A 23,614-nucleotide genomic window follows, 5' to 3' on the forward strand; every position below is an offset into this window, starting at 1 on the left:
GTGTTCAAACAGCGGCGCGCGCGGATTGGCGTCCTGACGGCGGCACTCGGGGCGATGCTCGCGGTGGTCGCCGTCCGCCTCATGATGCTGGTTTTGATCGACGGGCCGCGGTTGGCCTCGATGGCGACGAACGAGCAGAGCGGAGAACTCGAGCTGGCCGCCGTGCGCGGCGATATCGTCGATCGCAACGGCAGACTGCTGGCCTCGATGCAGCCCTGCCGCTCGGCGTACGTACGGCCGCGCCAGCTGCTGGAAAAGAGCACGAGCGCAGAGCGCGCGCGCCTGGCCGCGGCGCTTGGAGTGGATGCCGACGCCCTGGAAGCGCGGCTCAAGAGTCCGGCGCCGTTTGTATGGCTGTCGCGCCGTTTAGAGAGCGCGCAGGCCGATGAAATCGAAGGACTCCATCTTGCGGGCGTCAGTTTAGCGCCCGAGAACGTAAGGGCTTATCCGGAGGGTTCCCTGGCCGCGGCGGTGGTTGGTCAGGCGGGGCTGGACGGTCAGGGGCTCTCCGGCCTCGAACTCCAATACGATCGGGTGGTGCGCGGCGAGGCCGTTAAGCTGCGCTTCTACCACGATGCGCATAACCATCCGATCTTTGATTCGCCGGTTGAGCTCAGCAGCGCGCGGCCCGGCGCGCGCCTGGAGTTGACGATCGACGCTGCTATCCAAGCCGATGCGGAGAACTCGCTGCGAGCAGAGGTGCGCAGCAGTGGCGCGCGTCACGGCACCGCGATCGTGCTCGACCCTTTTACCGGCGAAGTGCTCGCGCTGGCCGGCGCGAGCGCCGATCCCGCGCGTGATGGTGAGCGGCTCCACGACGCCGCGGTCGAGGACGCCTTCGAGCCGGGCTCGACTGTGAAGGGACTGCTCGGCGCGATTGCGCTTGACGATCATGCCATCGACACGCGGCAGCAGTTCTACTGCGAGAACGGGGCATGGCAGTTCGGCGGCAAGACGATTCATGACGACAGTCCCCATGGCTGGCTGGATCTCGCCGGCATTGTCGAAGTATCGTCGAATATCGGCGCCGCGAAGATCGCGCGGACACTCGGCGCCGAGCGCTATTACGCGGGGCTGCAGGCTTTCGGAATCGGCCGCCGGAGCGGAATCGATCTGCCCGGTGAGAGCGCAGGTTTAATTCGCTCGCCCGCGCATTGGCGTCCGGTTGATCTCGCCGATCACGGCTTTGGCCAGGGGATCGGGGTGACCCCGATTCAGCTCGCCGTGGCCTACGCCGCGATCGCCAATGGCGGCGTGGTGATGCGTCCGTATGTCGTGAAGTCGATCACCGACGCGTCGGGTACTTTGCGCCATACGCCGCAGGTTTTGCGTCGGGCGGTGTCGCCGGCCGCGGCGCATACGATGAATGATCTCCTGCGCAACGTGGTCAGCGCGCCCGACGGCACCGGCCGGCTCGCGCAGGTGGCGAATTTCACGGTCGCCGGCAAGACTGGCACGGCGCAGATGGTGAATCCTGCGACCGGCGCATACTACCAGAACCGCCTGGTTGCTTCGTTTGTCGGCTTTGTCCCGGCGAAGGATCCGCGCTTGGTCATCCTGGTGGTGCTCTACGACGTGCCTGACCGTCATTTCGGCGGACTCTATGCCGCACCTATCTTCAGCCAGATTGCCACGGCTGCGCTAGGGCATCTTGACGTTGAGCCGGAGCGGCCCGCCACGACGCTGGCGAGTATTCTGCCGTTGCCGGGCAATCTCGATGGTGCGTTCGAGGATGCGCGTAAAGATGCACCGGACCGATCGTCTGCGAGCGGTTCCGATGATCAATTTCAAACCGCGCGCGCGGGCCGCGCCGCGGCGAGCGGGCTGACGCCGAATTTCCTCGGTCTAAGTCTGCGCGGCGCGCTGGCGCTGGCGCGCGCCGAAAGCCTCAATCCGGAGATCGAGGGCGCAGGATACGTGACGGCGCAAACGCCGGCGCCAGGACTACCGGTCGGTAGTGCGATGAAACTGGTGTTGGCCGACGCCGCCGAGACATCTTCTATGCGATTGCGTGCGCAGCGCAGCGTCCGCGCCGCAAGCGAGCTCGCGTCACGGAGGCGCCGATGAAGTTGTCAGCGTTGATCGCCGGTGGGGAATCGCGGTGGGTGGCGGGCGATCGCGACCCGGAGATCCGCGGATTGGCCTATGATTCGCGGCGGGTTACGGCCGGCGAGCTATTCTTTGCAACGACGCGCGAGCCGGCGGCCGCGCAAGCTTATGCTGAGGAGGCATTGAACCGCGGAGCGCGCGCAGTGGTGGTGCGGGATTGGGCTGGCGGCGGCGCGCGCTCCGCGGCGACTATTATTGAATGCGCTCATCCGCGCCAGCTGATGGGTGTGGCGGCGTCGCGTTTTTTTGGCGCACCCAGCCGAAGCCTCGATCTGATAGGTGTAACCGGCACCAGCGGCAAGACCACGACGACCTATTTGCTCAAAGCGATCTTTGAAGCGGCGGGACTCTCCGCGGGGATACTCGGCACGATCGGCATTTTCATCGGCGCGCAAAAGCTTTACAGCGGCCTGACGACTCCCGAATCGATCGACTTCGAAAGTGCGCTGGCGACGATGAGAGACCAGGGAACGCGCGCGGCTGCGGCTGAGATCTCCTCGATTGGACTGGCCGAGGGGCGGGTCGAGGAACTGAGTTTTCGCGCCGCCCTGTTCACCAATCTCGGGCGCGACCATCTGGATTATCATCACAACGCCGAGAACTATTTCGCGGCGAAGCTGCGGCTGTTCAGCGAAATTCTGCCGCGCAGCCGTCATCCCGATCCGATCGCCGTGGTTAATGGCGACGACCCCTGCGGCGCGGCGGTGATCGACGCGACGCCGACGGCGAAACTGAGTTTCGGACTCGGCGCGGAGCGCGACGTGCGTGCGCTCGACGCGAAGTTCGGCGCCGACGGGATTCACGCGACGATCGAGGCCTGTGGACGGCGCTTTGTAATCGCTTCGCCGATGCTGGGTGAGATCAATCTGCGCAACATTCTCGGGGCCTCCGCCGTGTCGGTGGCCCTGGGTATCGAGGTGGCGGCGGTGGCGGAGGGGGTGCGGCGATGCCCGGGGGCCCCCGGCAGGCTGGAGGCGGTCGGCGGGCCGCCCGGGGTCAAGGTGCTGGTCGATTATGCGCACAAGCCGGACGCGTTGGCGGCGGTGCTGGCAACCCTGCGCGCGCTCGGGCCGCGGCGGCTGGTTTGCGTCTTCGGCTGCGGCGGCGATCGCGATCGTGGCAAGCGTCCGCTCATGGGCGCGATTGCCGGCCGCCTGGCCGACCTCGTGATTCTGACCTCCGATAATCCGCGCAGCGAAGCGCCGGGCCGGATCATGGCAGAGATCGAGACCGGCCTCGCGGCGACGGCGCTGAAACGGATCGATGAGGCCGCGGCGCGCAACGGCGCCGGTTACATTTTCGAACCCGAGCGGCGGGAAGCGATTGCGATCGCGCTCCGCCTCGCGAGGCCGAGGGACACCGTGGTGATCGCGGGCAAGGGCCACGAAGATTACCAGCTCGTCGGCGACAAGCGCTTAGACTTCGACGATCGCGCCGTGGTGCGCGAGTTGATCGCCGCAAGGCCGTGAGCGCCGGGCCAAAGGCAGAGCCGCACGATGCTATACCTGTGGTTGTATCCGCTGCACGTGCGCTTTCCGGCGTTCAACGTTTTGCGTTACGAGACGTTTCGCTCGGTGCTTGCGGGGTTGACCGCGCTCGCCCTGTCATTGGCGCTGGGACCGCTGCTGATTCGGCGCTTTCGTTCGGCCGGGATTGGCCAGACGATTCGCGAGGAAGTTCCGCAGGGCCATCGGAAAAAGGCCGGGACGCCAACGATGGGCGGCCTGCTGATCGTTGCTTCATGCCTGGCGGCGACGCTGTTGCTGGCCGATCCGCGCGACGCCTACGTCTGGATCGCGTTGTTTGTGACGGTGAGCTTCGGCGCGATCGGCTTTGCCGATGACTATCTCAAGCTCAAGCGCGGACGCGGCCGCGGACTAAGCGGTCCGCAGAAACTGGTCGCGCAGTTCGGCTGCGCGCTCGTTGCCGCCGCCGTGCTCTTCGGCCTGATGGCCTTCAACCGCACGCTCAACTTTCCATTTCTCAAACGGCTCCATCCGTTTTTGCCGATCTGGGTTTACGTGCCGCTGGCCGCGGTCGTGATCGTCGGTTGCTCGAACGCGGTCAACCTGACCGACGGGCTCGACGGTCTCGCGATCGGTCCGGTGATGACGACCAGCTTCTGCTACTGGGTCTTCACTTATGTCGCGGGCAATCTGAAGTTCGCGCGCTATCTCGACGTGCCGCACGTGGAGGGCGCCGGCGAGATCGCGATCTTCTGCGCGGCGCTGATCGCGGCGTCGATGGGCTTCCTCTGGTACAACGCCTATCCGGCCTCGATGATGATGGGCGATGTCGGTGCGCTCGCGCTCGGCGGGGCGCTGGGCACGGTGGCGCTGCTGGCGAAGCAGGAGATGCTGCTGCCGATCGCAGGCGGCATCTTCGTGCTCGAAGCGGTCTCAGTGATTATGCAACGCTACTACTACAAGCTCACCCATCAGCGGATTTTCCGGATGGCGCCGATTCACCATCATTTCGAGCTGGCGGGCTGGCCCGAGACGGTGGTGGTCGTGCGCTTCTGGATCATCTCGATCGTCTGCGCGCTGGTCGCGCTGAGTACGCTGAAACTCCGATAGTTATTTTGCAGCACAGTGGAGCTGAAGGATAAACGGGTGATGGTGATCGGGCTGGGTGTCAGCGGGAGCGCGGCGGCGCAATTTCTCGCGGCGCGCGGCGCGCGGCTGATCATGACCGATCAGCGCGAGGATTTCCCGTCCGCGCAGTTGCCTGCGGGCGACCTGCGACTGGGGGCGGAGACGGCGTCGTGGCTCGACGGCGTCGAGCTCGTCGTGGCGAGCCCCGGCGTGGCGCCGGGGTCGACGCTGATGCGTGCGGCGGCGGCGGCGCGGATCGCGGTGATCGGCGAGCTCGAGCTAGCCGCGCGCTTCGTCACGGCGCCGATTGTCGCGGTGACCGGGACCAACGGCAAGAGCACGGTGACGACGCTGATCGGGGAAATTTTCACGCGCGCCGGACTCAAGACTTTTGTCGGCGGCAATCTCGGCACGCCGCTCGTGGCTGCGATGGAGGGCGACTTTGCGGTGGTGGTCGCCGAGGTTTCGAGCTATCAGCTCGAGACGATCGCGCAGTTCAAGCCGCACGTTGCGGCGCATCTGAATCTCTCCGCCGATCATCTAGATCGCTATCGCAGTCTTGGCGAATACGGCGCCGCCAAGGCGCGAATTTTCGCGAATCAGAACGCAGGCGATTGGGCGATCCTGAATCGCGACGATCCGCACGTGTGGGCGCTCGCAAAGGGTTTGCAGGCGCGGGTGCTGAGCTTTGGCCACGAACGGCCGGCGGCGGGAGCGGCGGTCTGGTGCGACGCGGACCAGATCAAATTCGACATCGAATTAGATGGCCGGGTGCGGCGCGGGGCGATCAGTCTGAAAGACTTTCGCCTGCCGGGGCCGCACAATCGTCTCAATGCGATGGCGGCGAGCGCAGCCGCGCTCGCGATGGAAATTCCGTCGGCCGTGATCGAAGCGGCGCTGGCGGACTTCAAGGGACTGCCGCATCGCCACGAATTCGTGCGCGAGCGCGCGGGCGTCCGCTACGTTGACGATTCCAAAGGCACCAATGTCGGCGCGGTGATCGAGGCGCTCAATGCCGTCGCCGGGCCGGTCGTGCTGATCGCGGGCGGCGTCGACAAAGGCGGCAGCTATGCGCCGCTCCGCGCGGCGCTCAAGGACAAGGTCAGACTCGTCATCCTGATTGGCGCGGCGCGAGAGAAAATGCGGGAAGCGCTCAGCGGTGCGACGGCGATCACAGCCGTCGAGACATTGGCTGAGGCGGTAGCGATCGCGGTGCGGGAGGCCGTCGCGGGGGACACGGTGTTGTTGTCGCCGGCCTGCTCGAGTTTCGATCAATTCAAGGATTATGCGGAACGTGGACGGATATATCAGGAGCTGGTTCGGGCGCTTTGAGCGGCTGACGCCGCGCTGCCCCGATCCGTGGCTCGCGGTCCCGGCGGGAGCGCTGCTGGTGCTCGGCCTGTTGATGGCGCTCGACACGACTTATTTTCTCGGTGAGGCGAAGACCGGAGACGGCTTCCATTACTTCAGGCTGCATCTGGTGCATATCGCGGCGGGGCTGGCGATCGGGCTGGTGCTCTCGCAGCTTTCGCTCGTTGGACTGCGGCGTCTGGTGATGCCGCTTGGGCTGATCGCGATCGCGCTGTTGATCATGATCTGGATCCCGGGGCTGGGCGTAGTTCGCGGCGGCGCACGGCGCTGGGTGCGGCTGGGACCGGTGCTCGCGGAACCGTCGGAGCTGGTCAAATTCGCTCTGGTGTTTTTCCTGGCGGCGCTGCTCGAGCGGCGGCAAGAACGGATGACGACCTTCGCTGAAGGCGCTCTGCCGGCCTTCGCGATCGTGACGCCGCTCGCGCTGATGACGCTGCGGCAGCCGGACTTCGGCGCAACGGTGATGATCGCGCTGATCCTGTTTGCGATGCTGTTTGCGGCGGGCGCGCGCCTCAAGCATCTGGCGCTGGCGGGCGGCGGCGCGCTGGCCGTATTGGCTATACTCGTAGTAGTAAAACCGTACAGATTAAGGCGATTGGCCGGATTCATGGATCCGTGGCGGACGGCGCAAGACGCCGGCTTTCAGCTCATGCAGTCGTTTATGGCGCTGGGCGCAGGCGGTATCTGGGGCCAGGGTCTGGGCGGCGGACGGCAAAAGATGTTTTACCTGCCCGCGGCGCATACGGATTTCGTCTTTGCCGTGGTGACGGAAGACCTCGGTCTGATCGGCGCCGCGGCCGTCCTGGCGCTTTTCACGATGATCCTGATTCGCGGGATGCGTATCGCGCATGACGAGCCAGATGGTTTCGCGAGCCTGCTGACGATCGGGCTGACGGTGCTGCTGACGCTGCAGGCGCTGATCAATATGGCGGTGGTGATCGGCTTGGTGCCGACCAAGGGGCTGCCGCTGCCGTTTCTGAGCTATGGCGGAACTTCGACCGTGATGACGCTGGCGGCGCTGGGCGCGCTGCTGGCCCTGTCGCGGCGGCCGGCGGTGCGATGAAAGTGATTATCGCAGGCGGTGGCACCGGTGGTCATCTCTTTCCCGCCGTCGCGGTCGGCGAGGAACTCAAGCGCCAGTCTCCGGCGAATGAGATTCTCTATGTCGGCGCGAGCAACGGGCTGGAGGCGCGCTGGCTGCCGCGCCACGGTCTGCCGCACGAGCTGCTGCAGGTGCGCGGGTGGACCGGCAAGGGCCAGCTGACGCGAATGCGCGCGCTCGGCGAGTTTGCGGCGGCGGTCGGCCACGCGTGGCGATTGATCCGCCGCGCGGGGGCCGACCTGGTAGTGGGGGCCGGGGGCTACGCCTCGGCGCCGGTCGCCGTCGCGGCGATTTTAACCCGCACGCCGCTGGTGCTGCTTGAGCAGAACACCCGGCCGGGGCTTGCGAACCGGCTCCTGTGGCGGTTCGCCAAGAAGATTTGTGTCGGGTTTGCCGAGTCGACGGCGGATTTCGCGCCCGGAAAAGTCGCGGTTACCGGCAATCCGGTACGCTTTGAATCGCGCCCGGAGGCTCACCTCGGACACTCGGGCCCACTTCAAATCCTTGTTTTAGGCGGATCGAGCGGGGCGCATCGGCTCAACATTGGCGTCCTGAAAGCCTTCCAAATTTCGGCAAAAGGTGTTATAAAGTTTGATCTTATCCATCAAACCGGCGAAATGGATGCGAAGGCGATAGCGGAGGGCTATGGCAGGCTCGGATGGTCGGCTCAGGTGACGCCATTTATCGACGATATGGCCGCGGCGCTGGCGTCAGCGGATCTTGTGATCGCGCGCTCTGGGGCAATGACGGTCTCTGAGATGGCGCTGGCGGGCCGGCCCGCGGTGTTTGTGCCGTATCCGTTCCATCGCGACCGCCAGCAGGAGTTGAATGCGCGAGTGCTCGAGCGCCTGGGCGCGGCGCGGATCGTGCGCGACGATGAACAATTAGGCGAAAATCTGGCCAAAGTGTTACTCGAACTGACGGCGGACCGCGCCGCGCTGGCGGCGATGGGCCAGCGCGCGGCGGCCGCGGCGATGCCGCGTGCGGCGCAGGCGATCGCACAGATTTGCGTCAAAGCGGCGCAGGCTGGAAGGTCCGCGTGATGAGCGGCAGCAGCAGATTGCTCGAGCGCAAGCGCCGGCTGCATTTCGTCGGGATCGGCGGCGCGGGCATGAGCGGCATCGCCGAGTTGTGCCAGCGCCTGGGCTTCGGCGTCAGCGGCTGCGACGTCAAGCAAACCGCGGTGACGACGCGGCTGAGCGCGCTGGGGATCGCGATCGCGTACGGACATCATCCGAGCCATCTCGGCGAGGAGCTGGACGCCGTGGTTATCTCGTCGGCAGTGAAGTTTTCGAATCCGGAAGTGGCGGCGGCGCGGGCAAAAAAGATTCCAGTGATTCCGCGCGCCGAGATGCTCGGCGAGCTGCTGCGGATGGCGCGCGTCGGAATCGCGGTGGCGGGGACTCACGGCAAGACCACGACGACTTCACTGATTGGGTTGATCCTTGAAGAAGCCGGACTGGATCCGACCGTTGCGGTCGGCGGCAAACTGCGCGCGCAGGAAGCCAACGTGCGCCTCGGCCGCGGCGAGTTCATGGTGGCCGAGGCCGATGAGAGTGACGCCTCGTTTCTGTTGCTCGCGCCGACGGTGTCGGTGGTGACGAATATCGATCCCGAGCACATGGACCATTACGGCACGATGGAGCGCGTGCGCGAAGCCTATCTCAACTTTATCAATCGGGTGCCGTTTCACGGCGCGGTGGTGCTGGGGCTCGACAGCGTCAACGTGCGCGGGCTGCTCGACGCGGTGCGCAAACCGCTGGTGACGTATGGCGTGGCGGCGGACGCCGATCTGCGCGCCGAGCAAATCCGGATCGACGGCCTTTCGACCAGTTTCACGGTGGTGCGCAAGGGTGTGGCGCTGGGCGCGGTGACGATTCCGTCCCCCGGCCATCACGTGGCGATGAATGCGCTGGCCGCGATCGCGGTCGCGCACGAGCTGGGTGTCGAGTTCGCGGTGGCGGCGGCGGCGCTGGGAAAATTTGGCGGGATCGCGCGGCGCTTCGAAATCAAGGGTGAGGCGGCCGGGCGGATTGTGCTCGACGATTATGCGCATCATCCGGCTGAAGTGCGGGCGACGCTGGCGGCGGCGCGGGCCGCTTTCAAGCGGCGGGCGGTCGTGGTTTTTCAACCTCATCGCTATAGCCGGCTGCGCGATCTGTTCGACGACTTCGTGAAGGCCTTCGATGACGCTGACGTGCTCTACGTGGACGAGGTTTACGGCGCGGGCGAAGAGCCGCTGGCGGAGATTTCGGGGCGGCGCTTGTGCGAGGCGATTCGCGCGCGTGGCCATCTGGATGTGCGCTACCTCGGCGACGAGGCCGATGGCGCGCTCAAGGTCGTCGCCGAGTCGGCCCCGAGCGATCTGATTGTGACGCTCGGGGCGGGCGACATTTACCGTCTGGGCGAGCGCGTCCTGTCAATGCTCGGCGAAACGGAGAAACCCGATGAGCGGGCTTGAGCGCGAGCTAAGCGAACGCTTCGGGGCGCGGCTGCGCGCCAACTATCGGTTGGCCGAGTTGACCTCTTTTCAGATTGGCGGGCCGGCCGACCGCTTTCTCCTGGTCGAGGACGCGGCCGAGTTGGCGGCGGCGATGGCCCTCGCTGATCGGCATTCCGTGCCCTGTTTCTGTTTGGGTTCCGGCACCAACTTGCTGGTCAGCGATCGCGGAATTCGCGGTCTGGTGCTGAAACTCGGCCGCGGCTTTTCGCGGATTGAATTCAACGGCCTTGAGGTTCGCGCCGGCGCGGCGGCGCAATTCGCCGACCTGGCGGAGCTAACCGTCCAGCACGGACTGGCCGGCCTCGAATTCGGCGAGGGCATCCCCGGTTCAGTCGGAGGCGGCCTGGTGATGAACGCCGGGGCGTTCGGTGGCGAGATGGCGCGCGTGGTCGTCGCAGTGCATGGGGTCGAGGCGAGTGGGGAGTCGCGGAGTTTAAGCCCGGACGAAGTGGGCTTCGCCTATCGGCGCACCGCTCTACCGGCGCGATTTGTGATCGCGGCAGTGGATTTTCGGCTGGCCGCCGGTGAGCCGTCGAGCTTGCGCGCGCGGGTCAGCGAGATCCATGCAAAGCGTGTCAGCCGTCAGCCGCGCAACGCGCCCAACGCGGGATCGATCTTCAAAAATCCGCCGGGCAGGTTCGCCGGGCGCCTGCTCGAAGCTGCAGGTCTTAAGGGCGAGCGCATGGGCCGCGCGGCTTTCTCCGATCAACACGCGAACTTTATCGTAAATCTGGGTGGGGCGAGTGCAGGCGAAGTGCGGGCGCTGATCGAACTCGCGCGTGAGCGGGTGCAAGCGAGCGCCGGGGTGACGCTGGAGCCGGAAGTCAGGCTGGTGGGCGAATGGTGAGGTAGGGGTGCGGGGAGACGGCGGCGGTGGCGGCGGGGAAGCGGAAAAGAACTAAACCAGTGGCGGACTGGAGCTGGCGGTTGGCAGGAATCGCGCTCTGCGCATTTTTTGCGCTCGGCGTTTTCGCTGGTCTGAGCCGGAGCGGCCGTTCGCTGGCGCAGCGGGTCGAGGCGCTGCTGCGAGCGATGCCGCGATTGTCGGCAAACCGGCCGGAAGTAACCGGCGCGGCGGCGGCGCTGCGCGGTGAGCAGGACGCAATCGCGCTAATCGAGCGCGGCGACGGCTTTTACGCGTTGGACGCGGCCGGCGGCTTACGCGGACCGGTCTCGCCGACGACGGAGAACGACCTGGCGATTATCAGCGGGCCGGGGGCCAACGCGGCTGCGCCGCAATTGCTCGAGTACGCCCGCGTGATGGTGGAGGCGGAGGCGGCGCTGGGGCTGACGGTTTCCGAGCTGCGCGTTGGGGTCGGCACGGAAGCTACGCTCTATCTCGAGCGGCCGGCGATTCCGGTCGCGATCGATCTGGGGAATAGCGGAGTCGAGCTCGAACGGGCGGCGCAAATTCTCGCGCTGTGGCGCAGCCGTCGCGATCTGATTGCCGCGCTCGATCTGACGGTTGCGGATCAGGCGGTGGTGCGCGTGCGCGCCGGCGTGATAGCGCCGGTCCCGCCTGCAAACTCCGCGCGCGGGCGATTAACCTTTACTAGGCTGCGGCGCGGCTCGACCAAACCCTTGGCGGAGGCCGCGGCGAACCGATGAGAAATACACTCAGCGGAGTTGACGTCGGCACGAGCAAGGTCTGCGCGCTGATCGGCGAGGCCGCGGCCGACGGCGCGCTCGCGGTGCTGGGTTACGGCGTCGCGCCCTGCACCGGCTTGCGCAAAGGGGTCGTGGTCAATATCGAGGCGACCGTCGATGCGATCCGTGCGGCCACCGAGGAGGCGGCGCGCGCCGCCGGGGTGAAGATCGGCGGCGCGGTGGTCGGCGTGGCGGGCGCGCATATTCGCGGCTTCAACAGCCACGGGATCGTCGCCGTGCGCGGCGGCGAGGTCAGCGTGCGCGACCGCGAACGGGTGATCGATGCGGCGCGCGCGGTGGCGATACCGCTCGATCGCGAAGTGCTGCATCTGCTGCCGCAGCAATACGCGGTGGATGACCAGGAGGGCGTGCGCGATCCGCTGGGCATGGCCGGGGTGCGGCTCGAGGCGCGGATTCATCTGGTCACCGCGGCGCAGAGCTACGGCCAGAATCTGATCAAGTGTTGCGAGCGGGCCTCGATCACGCCGCTGGAGCTGATGTTCGAGCCGCTGGCGTCGGCCGACGCGGCGCTGTTTCCCGAGGAGCGCGAACTGGGTGTGGCGCTGATCGATATCGGCGGCGGCACGACCGGGGTCGTGGTTTTTCACAACAGCGCGGTGATGCATACGGCGGTGCTGCCGATTGGCGGAAATCATCTGACCAGCGATATCGCCGCGGGCCTGCGCACGCCGATGCTGGAGGCCGAGCGGCTCAAAATCAATCATGGCGCAGCGACCAACCAGGTGGTCGGCCGCGATGAGCTGGTGCAGGTCCCGGGCGTCGGCGGGCGTGATCCGCAGATGATCGCGCGGCGCCTGCTAGGAGAGATTATCGAGCCGCGCATGGAGGAGATCCTGGCGATGGCGCAGCGTGAGCTGATCCGCTCGGGCGCCTGCGACAGCCTGGGCTCAGGCGTAGTGCTGGTGGGCGGGACGGCGCTGCTCGAGGGGACGCAGGAGCTCGCCGAGCGGGTCTTCGGGATGCCGGTGCGGCGCGGCTTGCCGATCAATTTGAAGGGCATCCCGGAGCAGTTGATGAAGCCGATGTACACGACGGCGGCGGGACTGCTGATGCAGGCGGCGAACGGGCGCGCGAATGGCCGCGTCAATGGCAATGGCGCCATGCGGCACGGACGCTGGGGGCGTATCCGCAGCCGCATGGGCGATTGGATGAGGGATTTTTTTTAGCCGCGCTATCGCAAGATCGCCGGCCGGGCAGAACCAATTCGGAGGAGGGGGCGGAGGAGAGGCAGTGATGATCGAGTTAGTTGAAAGCGCCGACGTCGGTGCGCGGATCAAAGTTATCGGTGCGGGCGGATGCGGCGGCAACGCGGTGAATCACATGATCGCCGCAGGTCTGCGCAACGTGGATTTTGTCTCAGTGAATACGGATTCGCAGGCGCTGGCCGTCAATACCGCGCCGCTGCGGATGCAGATCGGCCAGCTCCTGACGAAGGGGCGCGGGACCGGCGGCAATCCCGAAATCGGGCGCAAGGCTGCGCTCGAGGACGAGGACAACCTGCGCGCGGTGCTGGGCGACGCGGAGATGGTCTTCGTGACCGCCGGGATGGGTGGCGGCACCGGCACGGGCTCGGCGCCGGTAATTGCGCGGCTGGCGCGCGAAAGCGGCGCGTTGACGGTCGGCGTGGTGACCAAGCCCTTCCAGTTCGAGGGGCGCAAGCGGATGGGGCAGGCCGACGACGGTCTGCGCGAGCTCAAGAATGCCGTGGATACGCTGATCACGATTCCGAATCAGCGGCTGCTCTCGATCGCGAGCCGCACCACCTCGCTGAAGGAAGCCTTCGAGAAGGCCGACGACGTGCTGCTGCAGGCCGTGCGCGGGATCTCGGAACTGGTGACGGTCCACGGGCTAATCAATCTCGATTTCGCCGACGTCCGCTCGATCATGGCCGAGATGGGCATGGCGATGATGGGCGCGGCGCGGGCCTCGGGCGAGAACCGCGCGGTCGAGGCGGCGCAGCGCGCGATTTCGAGTCCGCTGCTCGAAGATGTTTCGATCAAAGGGGCGCGCGGCCTGCTGATCAACGTCACGGGCGGTTCCGACATGTCGCTCTACGAGGTCAATGAGGCGGCCAGCCTGATCCAAGAAGAAGCGCATGAGGACGCCAATATCATCTTCGGCGCGGTGATCGATGAGAAGCTCTCGAACGAGCTGCATGTCACGGTGATCGCGACCGGCTTCGGCGAGCGCCAACTCGAACGTCACGCCGCGCGTTACTCGTCTTCGGGCACGGCGGTAACGACGCCGATAATGGCCGCGCCGACGCGGCCGATCGATCCGGTGCAGCCGCAGCCGCCGTTGATGCCGCCACCGCCGCCGGCGCAGAATCAGCCATTCAACGGCAAGCCGGTGCGCAAGTTGGGATTGCTCGTGGACGACAGCGTGCTCGATATCCCGACCTTCAAGCGGCGCGCGGACGAGAATCGCGGCGGGCCGACGAAGGTCGGTCAGACCGAGCTGCTGGAGAGCGACGACAAGCTGGACATCCCGGCCTTTCTGCGCAAGCCCGGCGCCTGAGTCACGGGCCGCGCCGACGATCAGGCGTAGGAAGAAGCCGGACGCAGCCGCGTGAGTAACAGGCAGCCAACGATAGTGACCCCGCCGGTGAGCGCGATGGCCGTCGAGTAGCTGCCGGTGCGATCAACGATCGCCCCGCAGAGCGGCGGACCCAGCAGCGTGCCGATCGCGCTGCTGGTATAGAGCGTGCCGAGCATCACACCAAGGCCGCGCGTGCCGAACAGCTCGGCCATCACGGCCGGGGTCAGCGTGACTGCGCCGCCATAGCTCGCGCCCATCACCAGGGCAAAGATTGCGAGCATCAGATATGAATCGGCGACGAACCAGATCGAGAAGCTCAAGCCCAGGGACAGGATACAGAGCCGGTAAAGGTGGATGAGGCCGATGCGGTCGCCGAGCGTGCCGAGGCCCAGACGTCCGACCGTGCTCGCGAGACCGATCAAGCTGACTAACGCGGCGGCGCTGACCCTGCCGATGCCATGGCCCTCGGCATACGGCGTCAGAAAAACAAAGGGCACGGCGGTGGCGATCGTCCAGAGCATCCCGGCCAGATAGAGCATCACGAAATTCGGCGTGCGCAATTGCGGGCCGATGTGGAACGATGCGATTGCGGGCTGATGCGGCGGGCGCTCGGCGAGCGCGGCGCAGATCATCAGCAGCACCGCCGCAGCCACTCCGAGTCCGAGGTCGGCGTCGCGCCAGCCCCAACGTCCGATCAATTCCGCGCTCAAGGGCGGAATCGCCAACGTACCCGCGCCGATGCCCGAGACCGCAATCCCCAGAGCAGTGTTGCGCCGCCGCGTGAACCATCCGCTGACCCCAGAGACCAGCGGCACGTAGCAGCAGGCCACGCCGGCGCCTACGCCCAGACCATAGGTAAGATAGGCCATTTGTAGACGCGCGATGAAGGTGGTGGCGATCAGTCCCGCAGCCATCGCGAGCGCACCGAAAGCGACAATCGGCCGCGGGCCGAGGCGATCAGAGAGATGGCCCGTAAGCGGCCCCAGCATGAAGTAGATGAAGGCGGTTATCGCAAATATCGCGGAGGTGGTTTCGCGGCTGGCGCCGAATTCAGTGGCCATCGGCCGAAAGAAAGCGCCGAAGCTATAAACGATGCCGAAGACCGTGAACGTCGCGAGGAAGCTGCTCGCGACAATCCGCCAGCCGCGCAGTGAATCGTGCGAGACGCTACCCACCGCAATTTTTGCGCGATTTGTCTGTGGCGGTTCGGTGCTGTCAGTCGCGGAGGCGGGCCGTGATCTCGCGATGCTGGTCGAGCAGAGTCGCCGGCAAGGTCGGGCCGATTTCGTTCAGGAAGCGGCCGGCCGATTCCATTTCGCGGCGCCATTCTTCGGCATCGACCGTCAGAGCCTGTTCCAATTGGCGGGGGTTGATCTCGAGGCCGGTCAGATCGAGATCAGCGCGCGCCGGCACGATTCCGACCGGCGTGCGACGACCCTCGGCGCACCCGTCTATCCGATCGAGCATCCACTTGAGCACGCGCAGATTCTCGCCATAGCCGGGCCAGAGGAAATGACCGCTGCCGTCCTTGCGGAACCAGTTGACCATGAAGAGACGCGGCGGCTGCGTGATCTTATCGCGCATCGCCAGCCAGTGGCCGAGATAATCGCCGATGTTGTAACCGCAGAAGGGCAGCATCGCCATCGGATCGCGCCGCACGACGCCGACCTGGCCGGCGGCGGCCGCGGTGGTTTCGGAACCCATAATCGCGCCCATGAAAACGCCATGCGTCCAGTCTGTCGCTTCGAGGACGAGCGGCATCGTGGTGGCGCGCCGACCGCCGAAGATGATCGCGGAAATCGGTACGCCCTGAGGATCTTCAGCGTGCGGCGAGAGCACGGGATTGTTGGTCATCGGGGCGGTAAAGCGGCTATTGGGATGGGCGGCCCGTTCGCCGGAATCCTTGCGCCACGCGCGGCCGCGCCAGTCGATCAGATGATCGGGCGCGGCGACGTCCATGCCTTCCCACCAGACGTCGCCATCGGGCGTCATCGCGACGTTGGTGAAGAGCGAATCGCGATGCAACGTGGCGAGCGCGTTGGGATTGGACTTTGCGCTGGTGCCGGGCGCAACGCCGAAGTAGCCGTTCTCGGGATTGATTGCCCATAGTCCGCCGTCCGCGCCGACGCGCAGCCAGGCGATGTCGTCGCCGACCGTGAAGACTTTCCAGTCGCCAAGAGCGGCGGGCGGCAGGAGCATCGCGAGGTTGGTCTTGCCGCAGGCGCTGGGAAAGGCGGCGGCGATATAGCGGGTTACACCGGCCGGACTGCGCAGGCCGACGATTAACATATGCTCGGCCATCCAGCCTTCGCGGCGGCCGAGACAACTCGCGATTCGCAAGGCGAAGCATTTTTTGCTGAGCAGCGCGTTGCCGCCATAGCCGCTGCCGACCGACCAGATGGTGTTGTCCTGCGGAAAATGGCAAATGAAGCGCTTCGCCGGATCGAGATCGAGGGTGCAGTGCAGGCCGCGGTTGAAGTCCGCGGAATCGCCGAGCATCGTCAGCGCCGCGCGGCCCATGCGGGTCATGATGCGCATGCTCAGGGCGACATAGATGCTATCGGTGATTTCGACGCCGACCTTGGCGAAGGGCGAACCGAGCGGACCCATGACGTAGGGGATGACGTACATCGTGCGCCCGCGCATCGAGTCCTTCAGCAGCGCGCCGAGCTTGCGATAGGCGTCGGCCGGGGCCATCCAATTGTTCGTGGCGCCGGCGTCCTCGCGCGTCGGTGAGCAGACGAAGGTAACATCCTCGGTGCGCGCAACGTCATTCGGATTGGAACGATGGAGGTAACAGCCCGGGCGCTGCGACTGGTTCAACGGGAGCAACACCCCGGCGGCGACTGCGGCCTGCGTCAGGCGCTCGCGCTCGTCGTCGGAGCCGTCGCAGCAGACGATCCGATCGGGCCGGGTCAGCCGCGCAGCTTCACTGATCCAGGCGTTGAGCGTGGCGTTGGCGGTTAGTTGCGAGTCGGAGGGGCCTAAGCTCACCTTGTGCTCCGTGTTTGATCGCCCGGGCCTCTTCGCGACATTCCAGCTTTGCCGTAGTCAGCCAGTGGCGAAATCGCGGATTTTCCGGTTTACGTAAAGTATTAGGAAACCCCTATTGGAAGCAATGGATAATCCCTTGAGCCCGACGCGCTGATTGGGCCCGATTTTTCCACCCGGAAGCGAACACCAGGCTGATCCCCTCGCATTACCGTCCTTAGCGCGCCGTGCTATTTTGTGCTCCGGGCAGCTCGATGAGTGAATCGCAGGTGAGCAATCGAACTTCGCAGATTCATGATCTGGCGACGGCATTTGCGCGACGCCTCGATGCGGACGAACTGATTCCGTTCGCGTTAGAGCGCAGCCGCGAGATTTTGGGCGCGGACGGCGTCTCGATTCTGCTGCTCGACCGCGAAAAGCGGGAACTCTATTTTCCCTATGTCGCCGAGGGCGACGCCGAAGCCGGGCGACGGCTCGCAGAGGTGCGCCTGCCGGCCGACCGCGGCATCGCGGGTGCGGTCTTGCAAAGTGGCCGCTCCGAGCTGATCACCGACGTGCGTCGCGACCCGCGCTTCTCCTCAACCGCCGACGACCGGACCGGCACGGCCACCGGATCATTACTGGCGGCGCCGCTGCTCAGCGAATCGGCGCCGCTCGGCGTGATCGAGGCGGTTCGACGGGCCGGTGCTCAGCCATTCAGTGAGGCCGAGAAGACCCAACTCGAGTTGCTGGCCGGCAGTATCGCGGTGGCGCTGGAGAACGCCGGACGCTTCGCCGAAATCAAACAAGTGGCGGCGCTCCTGCGCGCGCAAAACGGCGCACTGCGGCAGGAGTTGGCGCGCAACGATCGCTTTGCCGAGATCATCGCGGTGAGCCCCGCGATGAGCGAAGTATTCCGGCTGACGGAAGCCGCTGCAGCCTCGATCAAAAGCGTGCTTATCCTGGGCGAAACCGGCACCGGCAAGGAGCTGGTCGCGCGCGCGATCCATCGGATCGGAGCGCGCGCCGAGCAGCCCTTTGTCTCGATCAACTGCGCCGCGGTGCCGGAGGGGCTACTCGAGAGCGAACTCTTCGGCCATCGGCGCGGCGCCTTCAGCGGGGCGTTGAGCGATCAGGTGGGGCTGTTCCGGGCGGCTTCGGGTGGGACGCTCTTTCTCGACGAGATCGGCGAGATGCCGATACAGATGCAGGCGAAATTGCTGCGCGTGCTGCAGGAGGGCGAGATCAAGCCGGTGGGCGACGCGCGCTCCTACAAGGTCGATGTGCGGGTGATCTCGGCGACCAATCGCGACCTCGAAGCCGGACTCGCGGCGCGGGCGTTTCGTGAGGATCTGTTTTACCGGCTCAACACCTTCACGATCCGCCTGCCGCCACTGCGCGACCGTCGCGAGGACATCCCGCTGATGGCGGCGCGCTTCCTCGACATGGCGTGTCGCGGGCTGGGCAAGCGCGTGGCAGGATTCAGCCCGCAAGCGCAAGCCTTGCTCGAGAGTGCAGATTGGCCCGGCAACGTCCGGCAACTGCAGAATGAAATCGATCAAGCGGTCGCGCTCGCCGCCGAAGGTGAATTGATCGGTCCACAGCGTTTTTCGCGGAGGTTGGGCGCGGCCGCTCCGGCGCGCAACGGCTTTCCTGAAAGCTCGGCGGATACCGGCATTTCCGATTCCACCGCGGCGCAATCCGAGGAGCTGGGCGTGGAAGGTTCGCTGGCTAAAGCCCGCGCCGAGTTTGAAACACGCTTTATCGCCGGGGTCCTGGCGCGGCATCGAGGGAACGTTTCTCACGCCGCGATCGCGCTCGGCGTCTCGCGCGTCACCTTGCAAAAGAAGATGAAGGAATACTCGCTGCGCGGAAATTAGGTGTGCACTCGGAACCAAGAGGCAGCCGCAAAAGCGATGCTCATATGACAGTCACCGCCGAAGAGATCCAGAGTCGCGTCGCCGGCATTGCGCCGATCCTCGCCGCGAACGTGCAGGCCTGCATTGAGGCGCGGCGGGTCGTGCCGGCCAGTCGCGACGCGATGGTTGGTGCGGGACTCTTCCGCATCCCGCAACCTGCGCGTGTCGGCGGTTACGAATTGCCTTTGCGCATCCTGGGTGACGCGGTGACTGCCGTCTCCGAAGCCTGTCCCGCGAGCGGCTGGGTTCTGATGGTGATGGCGGCGCATCATTTTTGTCTCGGCACGTTTCCCGAGCGCGCGCAGGATGATGTTTTCGGCGGCGGCCGCGACAGCCTGGTGGCCGGCACGCTCTCATGGCAGGGCACGGCGGCCAAGGTGGCGGGTGGTTATCGCGTCAATGGTCGTTGGCAATTCTGCAGCGGCGTCGATAACTCGAACTGGGTGATGCTCGGATGCGCCGACGCGGAGAAGGGCGGTCCACTGGTGCACGTGGTCGTTCCCACCGGCGAGATCGCGATCGACGACACCTGGTATGTTCTCGGACTCGAAGGGACGGGCAGCAAGGACGTCGTCGCTACCGATCTTTTTGTGCCGGAGGGCCATGCAGTCGATTCACGCGCGATGCTGAAAGGTGATTCGCCGCACACGCTCAACCACGCCACCAACCTCTATCGGGTTTCCGCCGATTCGATGCTCTCGCTCTCGGTCGCGACGGCCACGCTCGGTTCGGCGAAATTTGCGCAGGAGAAATTTATCGAGCGCACCAAGGAGCGCCGCGTCATCGTGACCGGCGCGCGCAAAGCCGAGTACGTTCCGACGCAGCTCCGGCTGGCCGAGGCTGCGGCCGAAATCCGCTGCGCCGATCTCCTGATTCACGAATCCCTTGACCTCCTGGGACGGGTCGCCGAGGCGGGCGAGGGCGCGACCGACATTGGCTATCGCGCGCAGGTCAAATGGCACGCGGCCTACGCAATCGAGTTGTGCCGGCGAGCGGTGTCGCGGCTCTTCGCCGGCTCGGGTGCTCACGCCGTTTACAACTCGAGTCCGCTCCAGCTCGCTTTCCGCAACGTCAATGTGGGAGCGCAGCACGCGAGTCTCGACTTCGAGACCTCGGCCGAGCTTTACGGCCGGATGCGCCTGGGCCTGCTCGCGCGTTAAGCGCCGCGCCGCCGTCAGCGCTGCCAAACATTACTTCATTCAAATCGTTCATTTCGACCGAACAAATTGTTCGATCGTTTGTTACGCCTTGCTGAATGAGTGGCGCATGGTGTTACCAAAAATTTGGCGATTCGCCAGATCGTGCTGGGTACTCCAGCAAGGAGGAGGAAAATGAACCACGTGATAGTTAAACGATCACTGACGATGGGGGCCGTCGCGGCTCTAGCTCTCATCATACCGGCTCATCGGGCGCTGGCCGGGGGCAGTGAATGCAAAGATGTGAGCGCCGATCAGAGCGCGACTGTCACCAGCGCGACGACCACCACCGGGACCATCACGCATGGCGGAATCCTGAATGGCACGACCGCCGATCTGTTCACCTCTTCACTCACGGCGACCCCCGACCCCAACACATTCTCGTTCACCGATACGCTGACGATTACATCTAACCGGGGTGGCACGCTGACCGACAGTGATGTTACGATTTACAACCTAGCCCTCGGCGTTTTCAGCACAATCTCTCCAGTCAGCAACGGGACCGGCAGCCTCACGGGAGCGACCGGCACGCTGTTCATCTCCGGCTCGAGTACCGACGGCGTTAACTTCACCGACAAGATTGTCGGCCAGATCTGCCTTCCTGAAAGGGAATAACGCCGGCAAACGAAGGTATACAGGCTTCCACTGGATCCGGCCGACAACCCGAGCGGCCGGATCTCTGCCTGCTAGCCTCGACTTCGAGACCTCGGCGGAGCTTGACGGGGCGAATGCGCCTATGTCCGCTCGGGCGCTAGCGCCGACAGGGCGCCAGCTCGGCCGATTACTACTTCTCTAGTGTGCCTGAAGAGTCTGCGGTGCTATCCACCTCAATGTCGGCGTCCAGCCATAACATGTAGGCTTTTCTTTCCGATCTGGAATAGACATAGGCTTTAGTAACCGGTCCCCTTGAGACTTATAACCTGCGGGCTGTTAGCCGCGTTATCGGTGAAAGTCAGAGTACCCGCGCCGGCGCCGCTCGCGGCGGGCGAGAAGGTCACCCCGACTGTGCATCTCGCCTTGGCGGCGATGTTCGTGCCACAAGTGTTCTTGCGATCGCGAAGCGGGTGCTGACCACGATGCCGGAAAAGGCCAGCGCCGCACTTCGGTTATTCGTCAGGGCGACCGCCTTGGCTGAACTGGTCGTGCCAACCTTCACTCGCCCGAAATTCAACGTAGTGCTTGAGAGCGTGACCGGCGCGATACCGTTGCCCGTCAGCGACACGGTTTGTGTGCCCCCATTATCGGTAATCGTGAGCTTGCCGGACGCCGAGCCCACGATGCCGGGTGTGAACGAGACCTGAATGGTGCAGGACGAAGCGGGTGCGAGGCTTCCGCTGCAGTTATTCGCTGCACTAAAGGGTGCGCTCGCGCTCAGACTCGTGACCTGCGACGGGCCTGTGCCAGTGTTTTTCAACGTGACGCTCTTGGCCCCGCTCGTCGTGCCCACGACTTGGCCGGAGAAAGACAAGGAGGTGGGTGAAAGCGAAGCGGCGGGAGCTGTCCCGGTTCCCGTGAGAGTCGCAGTTTGCACGATGCCGGCATTGCCGGAGTCGTCGTAGACGGTCAGCGATTCATTCGCAGGACCCGTCACAGTCGGCGTGAAGGTCACCGAAACCGTGCAGTTTGCTCCTGCAATCAATTGGCTCGGGCAATTATTGGTTTCAGCGAATGGGCCTGGCGCCGCAATGTTGGACAGATTCAATTGGCTGCCGCCGAAGTTAGAGATCGTGACGGTCTGAGCGGCGCTTTGGGTTCCGACGTTCTGAGAGAAAATCAAGCTGGCCGGCGTCAGATTGATGGCAGATGGCCGCGGCTCAGATAGAGCAATCGGCGTTACGCCAAACACATAATAGGTCCCATACGGGGCGATGGCCCCCGAGGAGGTTAGCACCGCGAGCATGTCATCGGTGATTCTTGCGCCGCCTCCGCCGGTGAAGACGGTGTCGCCGGCGTCGACCGCGATGCTGTTCAATCCGGTGCTACCAGGGCAAGCCTAGATTGGGCGCGGCTTGAACTTCGCCAGCGCGATATCGTCGGTAACGTCGTCGAAGACGATCTCGACCGCCATGCCGGCGCGAATGTCGTCATTGGCGACGCCGACCAGGTTGGTGAGGAGGCGCGGGCCTTCTTCGAGCTCAACCTCCGCGACGTTGTAGGGCAAGTCGTGCTCGTAGGACTTGAAGTAAGCTTGATGGAAGACCACCCATGAATTGACGCGGCCGCGTCCCGAGAGTTGGGCCCAGGTAAATTGCCGCGACCAGCATCGCGGACAGAGCGGCGCAGGCGGGAACCAGACCCGTCCGCAACCGTCGCAGCGTTGCATCCGCAGCTCACGCCGCTTGAGGCCCTCCCAGTAAGGCCGGTTAAGCGACGTGATCGCGGGCAGCGGTTTTTGATACGGGACGTCAGCCAAGTTTTCTTGCCTCGTTCTCAGTCGGGCGCGCGGGTTAACGATGATAAATCAGTGAGTCGCCGTAGGCGTTTGCCCACTGGATAACCTCGGCATCCTCGACCTGGCGCGGGCCGCACTCGTCGCGCAGTTGCCGCACGATCTCGACCTGATGGTTCCAGCCCATGATATGCGCCTCGGAGAGCAGGCCGCCGTTGGTGTTGATCGGCAGCGCGCCGCCCAGCTCGATGCGGCCGTTTTGCGTGAAGCCGGCGGCCTCGCCGGGTTTGCAGAAGCCGAAGCGCTCGAGCGCCATCCAGGCGAGGATCGAGAAGGCGTCGTAGGTGAAGAGCGCGTCGATATCGGCGGGCCCCACCCCGGCCATCCGATAGACCGGCTGCAGACCGGCGTCATAGTCGAAGACTGGCTGCTGGACCACGCCGAGTCCGGGGTAGGCCCAGATAAACTCCTCGTGCCCGCCCGGCAGCGGTTGCATCCCGCCGATATAGACCGGCGGCTTCTTGCAATCACGCGCCCGCTCCGCGGTGGTAACGATCACGCACGCGGCGCCGTCGTTGATCAGGCAGTAATCGAGCAGGTGAAGCGGCTCGCAGACGTAGCGCGAGGCCTGATGATCGTCAACGCTGAAGGGCTCGCGCATGATCGCCGCCGGGTTCATCGCCGCGTGTTTGCGGAAGGCGACCGGCACTGCGGCGAGCGACCGGCTATCGGCGCCGTAGCGCTCGAAGTAGCGGCGCGCGACCAGCGCCGCGCCCGCTCCGGGCGAAGTCATCCCATAGACCGGGTCTTCGCCGTGGCCGCCGCCGGCCTCGCGCGCACCCTCGCTGTCGCTGGCGCCACCCATCATGGGCCTCCGCATGCCCGAGAAACTCACGGAGGCGAGACAGGCGACCGCGTCTGCCATCCCGGCATTGACGATCATCGCGGCCCATTGGATGCAGCTTGCGGTGAAGCGGCCGTGCGCCCAGGTCTGATTGGCCGCGCGCAACTTGAGGCCGAGGACCTGCGCGATGGAGTCGCCGTCGGCGCCGATCGGCGTGCCGAAGCTGACGATCATGCCGTCGAGTTCATGGCGTGCCAGGCCGGCGTCGTCGAGTGCGGCGGCGATCGCATCGGCGGCGAGGTCGATTGGGCTGCGCATCAGGCGACGGCCGTATTGCGATTGGCCGACGCCGACGATCGCCGCGCGGTCCTTGAGGTCGAAATTCGCCATAGAGGTTATGGCGAGCCTATA

19 protein-coding genes are annotated in these 23,614 nt (G+C 65.2%); 14 read left to right on the top strand and 5 right to left on the bottom strand.

From position 1 onward, the window contains the following. The 11 genes from VKS22_14150 (at position 1) to ftsZ (ending at position 13,864) form a co-directional block, all read left to right on the top strand. Entirely contained in the window at positions 1-2,067 is a 2,067-nt protein-coding gene (locus tag VKS22_14150; protein HLW71752.1) for a penicillin-binding protein, read from the top strand. After that, on the top strand, positions 2,064-3,578 hold the full coding sequence (locus VKS22_14155) for a UDP-N-acetylmuramoyl-L-alanyl-D-glutamate--2,6-diaminopimelate ligase (protein HLW71753.1): 1,515 nt from the start codon (positions 2,064-2,066) through the stop codon (positions 3,576-3,578). The genes VKS22_14150 and VKS22_14155 overlap by 4 nt, the downstream gene beginning before the upstream one ends. A 27-nt stretch (positions 3,579-3,605) precedes the next feature. Continuing rightward, a complete protein-coding gene (mraY, locus tag VKS22_14160) occupies positions 3,606-4,685 on the top strand; it encodes a phospho-N-acetylmuramoyl-pentapeptide-transferase (GenBank protein HLW71754.1) in 1,080 nt (359 codons plus the stop codon). Positions 4,686-4,700: 15 nt separating this feature from the next. Next, the gene (gene murD, locus VKS22_14165; protein ID HLW71755.1) at positions 4,701-6,035 is read left to right on the top strand and encodes a UDP-N-acetylmuramoyl-L-alanine--D-glutamate ligase; all 1,335 of its coding nucleotides are present in this window, start codon (positions 4,701-4,703) and stop codon (positions 6,033-6,035) included. Continuing rightward, positions 5,998-7,137: a putative lipid II flippase FtsW gene (gene ftsW / locus VKS22_14170; GenBank protein HLW71756.1), complete on the top strand. Its 1,140-nt coding sequence runs from the start codon at positions 5,998-6,000 to the stop codon at positions 7,135-7,137. The genes murD and ftsW overlap by 38 nt, the downstream gene beginning before the upstream one ends. Next, positions 7,134-8,219 (top strand): undecaprenyldiphospho-muramoylpentapeptide beta-N-acetylglucosaminyltransferase, encoded by a 1,086-nt coding sequence (murG, locus tag VKS22_14175; protein ID HLW71757.1) that lies wholly within the window; start codon positions 7,134-7,136, stop codon positions 8,217-8,219. The genes ftsW and murG overlap by 4 nt, the downstream gene beginning before the upstream one ends. Continuing rightward, on the top strand, positions 8,219-9,637 hold the full coding sequence (gene murC / locus VKS22_14180; GenBank protein ID HLW71758.1) for a UDP-N-acetylmuramate--L-alanine ligase: 1,419 nt from the start codon (positions 8,219-8,221) through the stop codon (positions 9,635-9,637). Before murG ends, murC begins: the two co-directional genes overlap by 1 nt. Next, entirely contained in the window at positions 9,624-10,526 is a 903-nt protein-coding gene (murB, locus tag VKS22_14185; GenBank protein ID HLW71759.1) for a UDP-N-acetylmuramate dehydrogenase, read from the top strand. Before murC ends, murB begins: the two co-directional genes overlap by 14 nt. A gap of 59 nt (positions 10,527-10,585) precedes the next feature. Beyond that, positions 10,586-11,287 (top strand): hypothetical protein, encoded by a 702-nt coding sequence (locus tag VKS22_14190; protein HLW71760.1) that lies wholly within the window; start codon positions 10,586-10,588, stop codon positions 11,285-11,287. Continuing rightward, positions 11,284-12,513, top strand: a complete 1,230-nt coding sequence (ftsA, locus tag VKS22_14195) for a cell division protein FtsA (protein ID HLW71761.1) — start codon at positions 11,284-11,286, stop codon at positions 12,511-12,513. Before VKS22_14190 ends, ftsA begins: the two co-directional genes overlap by 4 nt. A gap of 67 nt (positions 12,514-12,580) precedes the next feature. After that, a complete protein-coding gene (ftsZ, locus tag VKS22_14200) occupies positions 12,581-13,864 on the top strand; it encodes a cell division protein FtsZ (GenBank protein ID HLW71762.1) in 1,284 nt (427 codons plus the stop codon). Between the two features lie 20 nt (positions 13,865-13,884). On the opposite strand, the gene VKS22_14205 is transcribed toward ftsZ, so the two are convergent. Then, the gene (locus tag VKS22_14205; protein ID HLW71763.1) at positions 13,885-15,060 is read right to left on the bottom strand and encodes an MFS transporter; all 1,176 of its coding nucleotides are present in this window, start codon (positions 15,058-15,060) and stop codon (positions 13,885-13,887) included. A 40-nt stretch (positions 15,061-15,100) separates the two neighbouring features. After that, positions 15,101-16,879 carry a phosphoenolpyruvate carboxykinase (GTP) gene (locus tag VKS22_14210; GenBank protein ID HLW71764.1) on the bottom strand — a complete coding sequence of 593 codons (1,779 nt, stop codon included), beginning with the start codon at positions 16,877-16,879 and terminating at the stop codon, positions 15,101-15,103. Positions 16,880-17,130: 251 nt separating this feature from the next. On the opposite strand from VKS22_14210, the gene VKS22_14215 reads away from it, so the two are divergent. The 3 genes from VKS22_14215 to VKS22_14225 all read left to right on the top strand — a co-directional run bounded on the left by VKS22_14215 (position 17,131) and on the right by VKS22_14225 (position 20,585). Beyond that, positions 17,131-18,735, top strand: a complete 1,605-nt coding sequence (locus VKS22_14215) for a sigma 54-interacting transcriptional regulator (protein ID HLW71765.1) — start codon at positions 17,131-17,133, stop codon at positions 18,733-18,735. A gap of 44 nt (positions 18,736-18,779) precedes the next feature. After that, positions 18,780-19,934 (top strand): hypothetical protein, encoded by a 1,155-nt coding sequence (locus VKS22_14220; GenBank protein ID HLW71766.1) that lies wholly within the window; start codon positions 18,780-18,782, stop codon positions 19,932-19,934. A 171-nt stretch (positions 19,935-20,105) separates the two neighbouring features. Further along, positions 20,106-20,585: a hypothetical protein gene (locus VKS22_14225; protein ID HLW71767.1), complete on the top strand. Its 480-nt coding sequence runs from the start codon at positions 20,106-20,108 to the stop codon at positions 20,583-20,585. A 379-nt stretch (positions 20,586-20,964) separates the two neighbouring features. Here VKS22_14225 and VKS22_14230 read toward each other — a convergent pair whose 3' ends face one another. The 3 genes from VKS22_14230 to VKS22_14240 are packed head-to-tail and all read right to left on the bottom strand — an operon-like array spanning position 20,965 to position 23,593. Beyond that, on the bottom strand, positions 20,965-21,942 hold the full coding sequence (locus VKS22_14230) for a choice-of-anchor D domain-containing protein (GenBank protein HLW71768.1): 978 nt from the start codon (positions 21,940-21,942) through the stop codon (positions 20,965-20,967). 21 nt (positions 21,943-21,963) lie between these two features. Further along, positions 21,964-22,383, bottom strand: a complete 420-nt coding sequence (locus tag VKS22_14235; GenBank protein ID HLW71769.1) for a Zn-ribbon domain-containing OB-fold protein — start codon at positions 22,381-22,383, stop codon at positions 21,964-21,966. Between the two features lie 34 nt (positions 22,384-22,417). Then, a complete protein-coding gene (locus VKS22_14240; GenBank protein HLW71770.1) occupies positions 22,418-23,593 on the bottom strand; it encodes a hypothetical protein in 1,176 nt (391 codons plus the stop codon). Positions 23,594-23,614: the final 21 nt, after the last annotated feature.

Source organism: Candidatus Binataceae bacterium, assembly GCA_035308025.1.
Classification (GTDB): domain Bacteria; phylum Desulfobacterota; class Binatia; order Binatales; family Binataceae; genus JAJPHI01.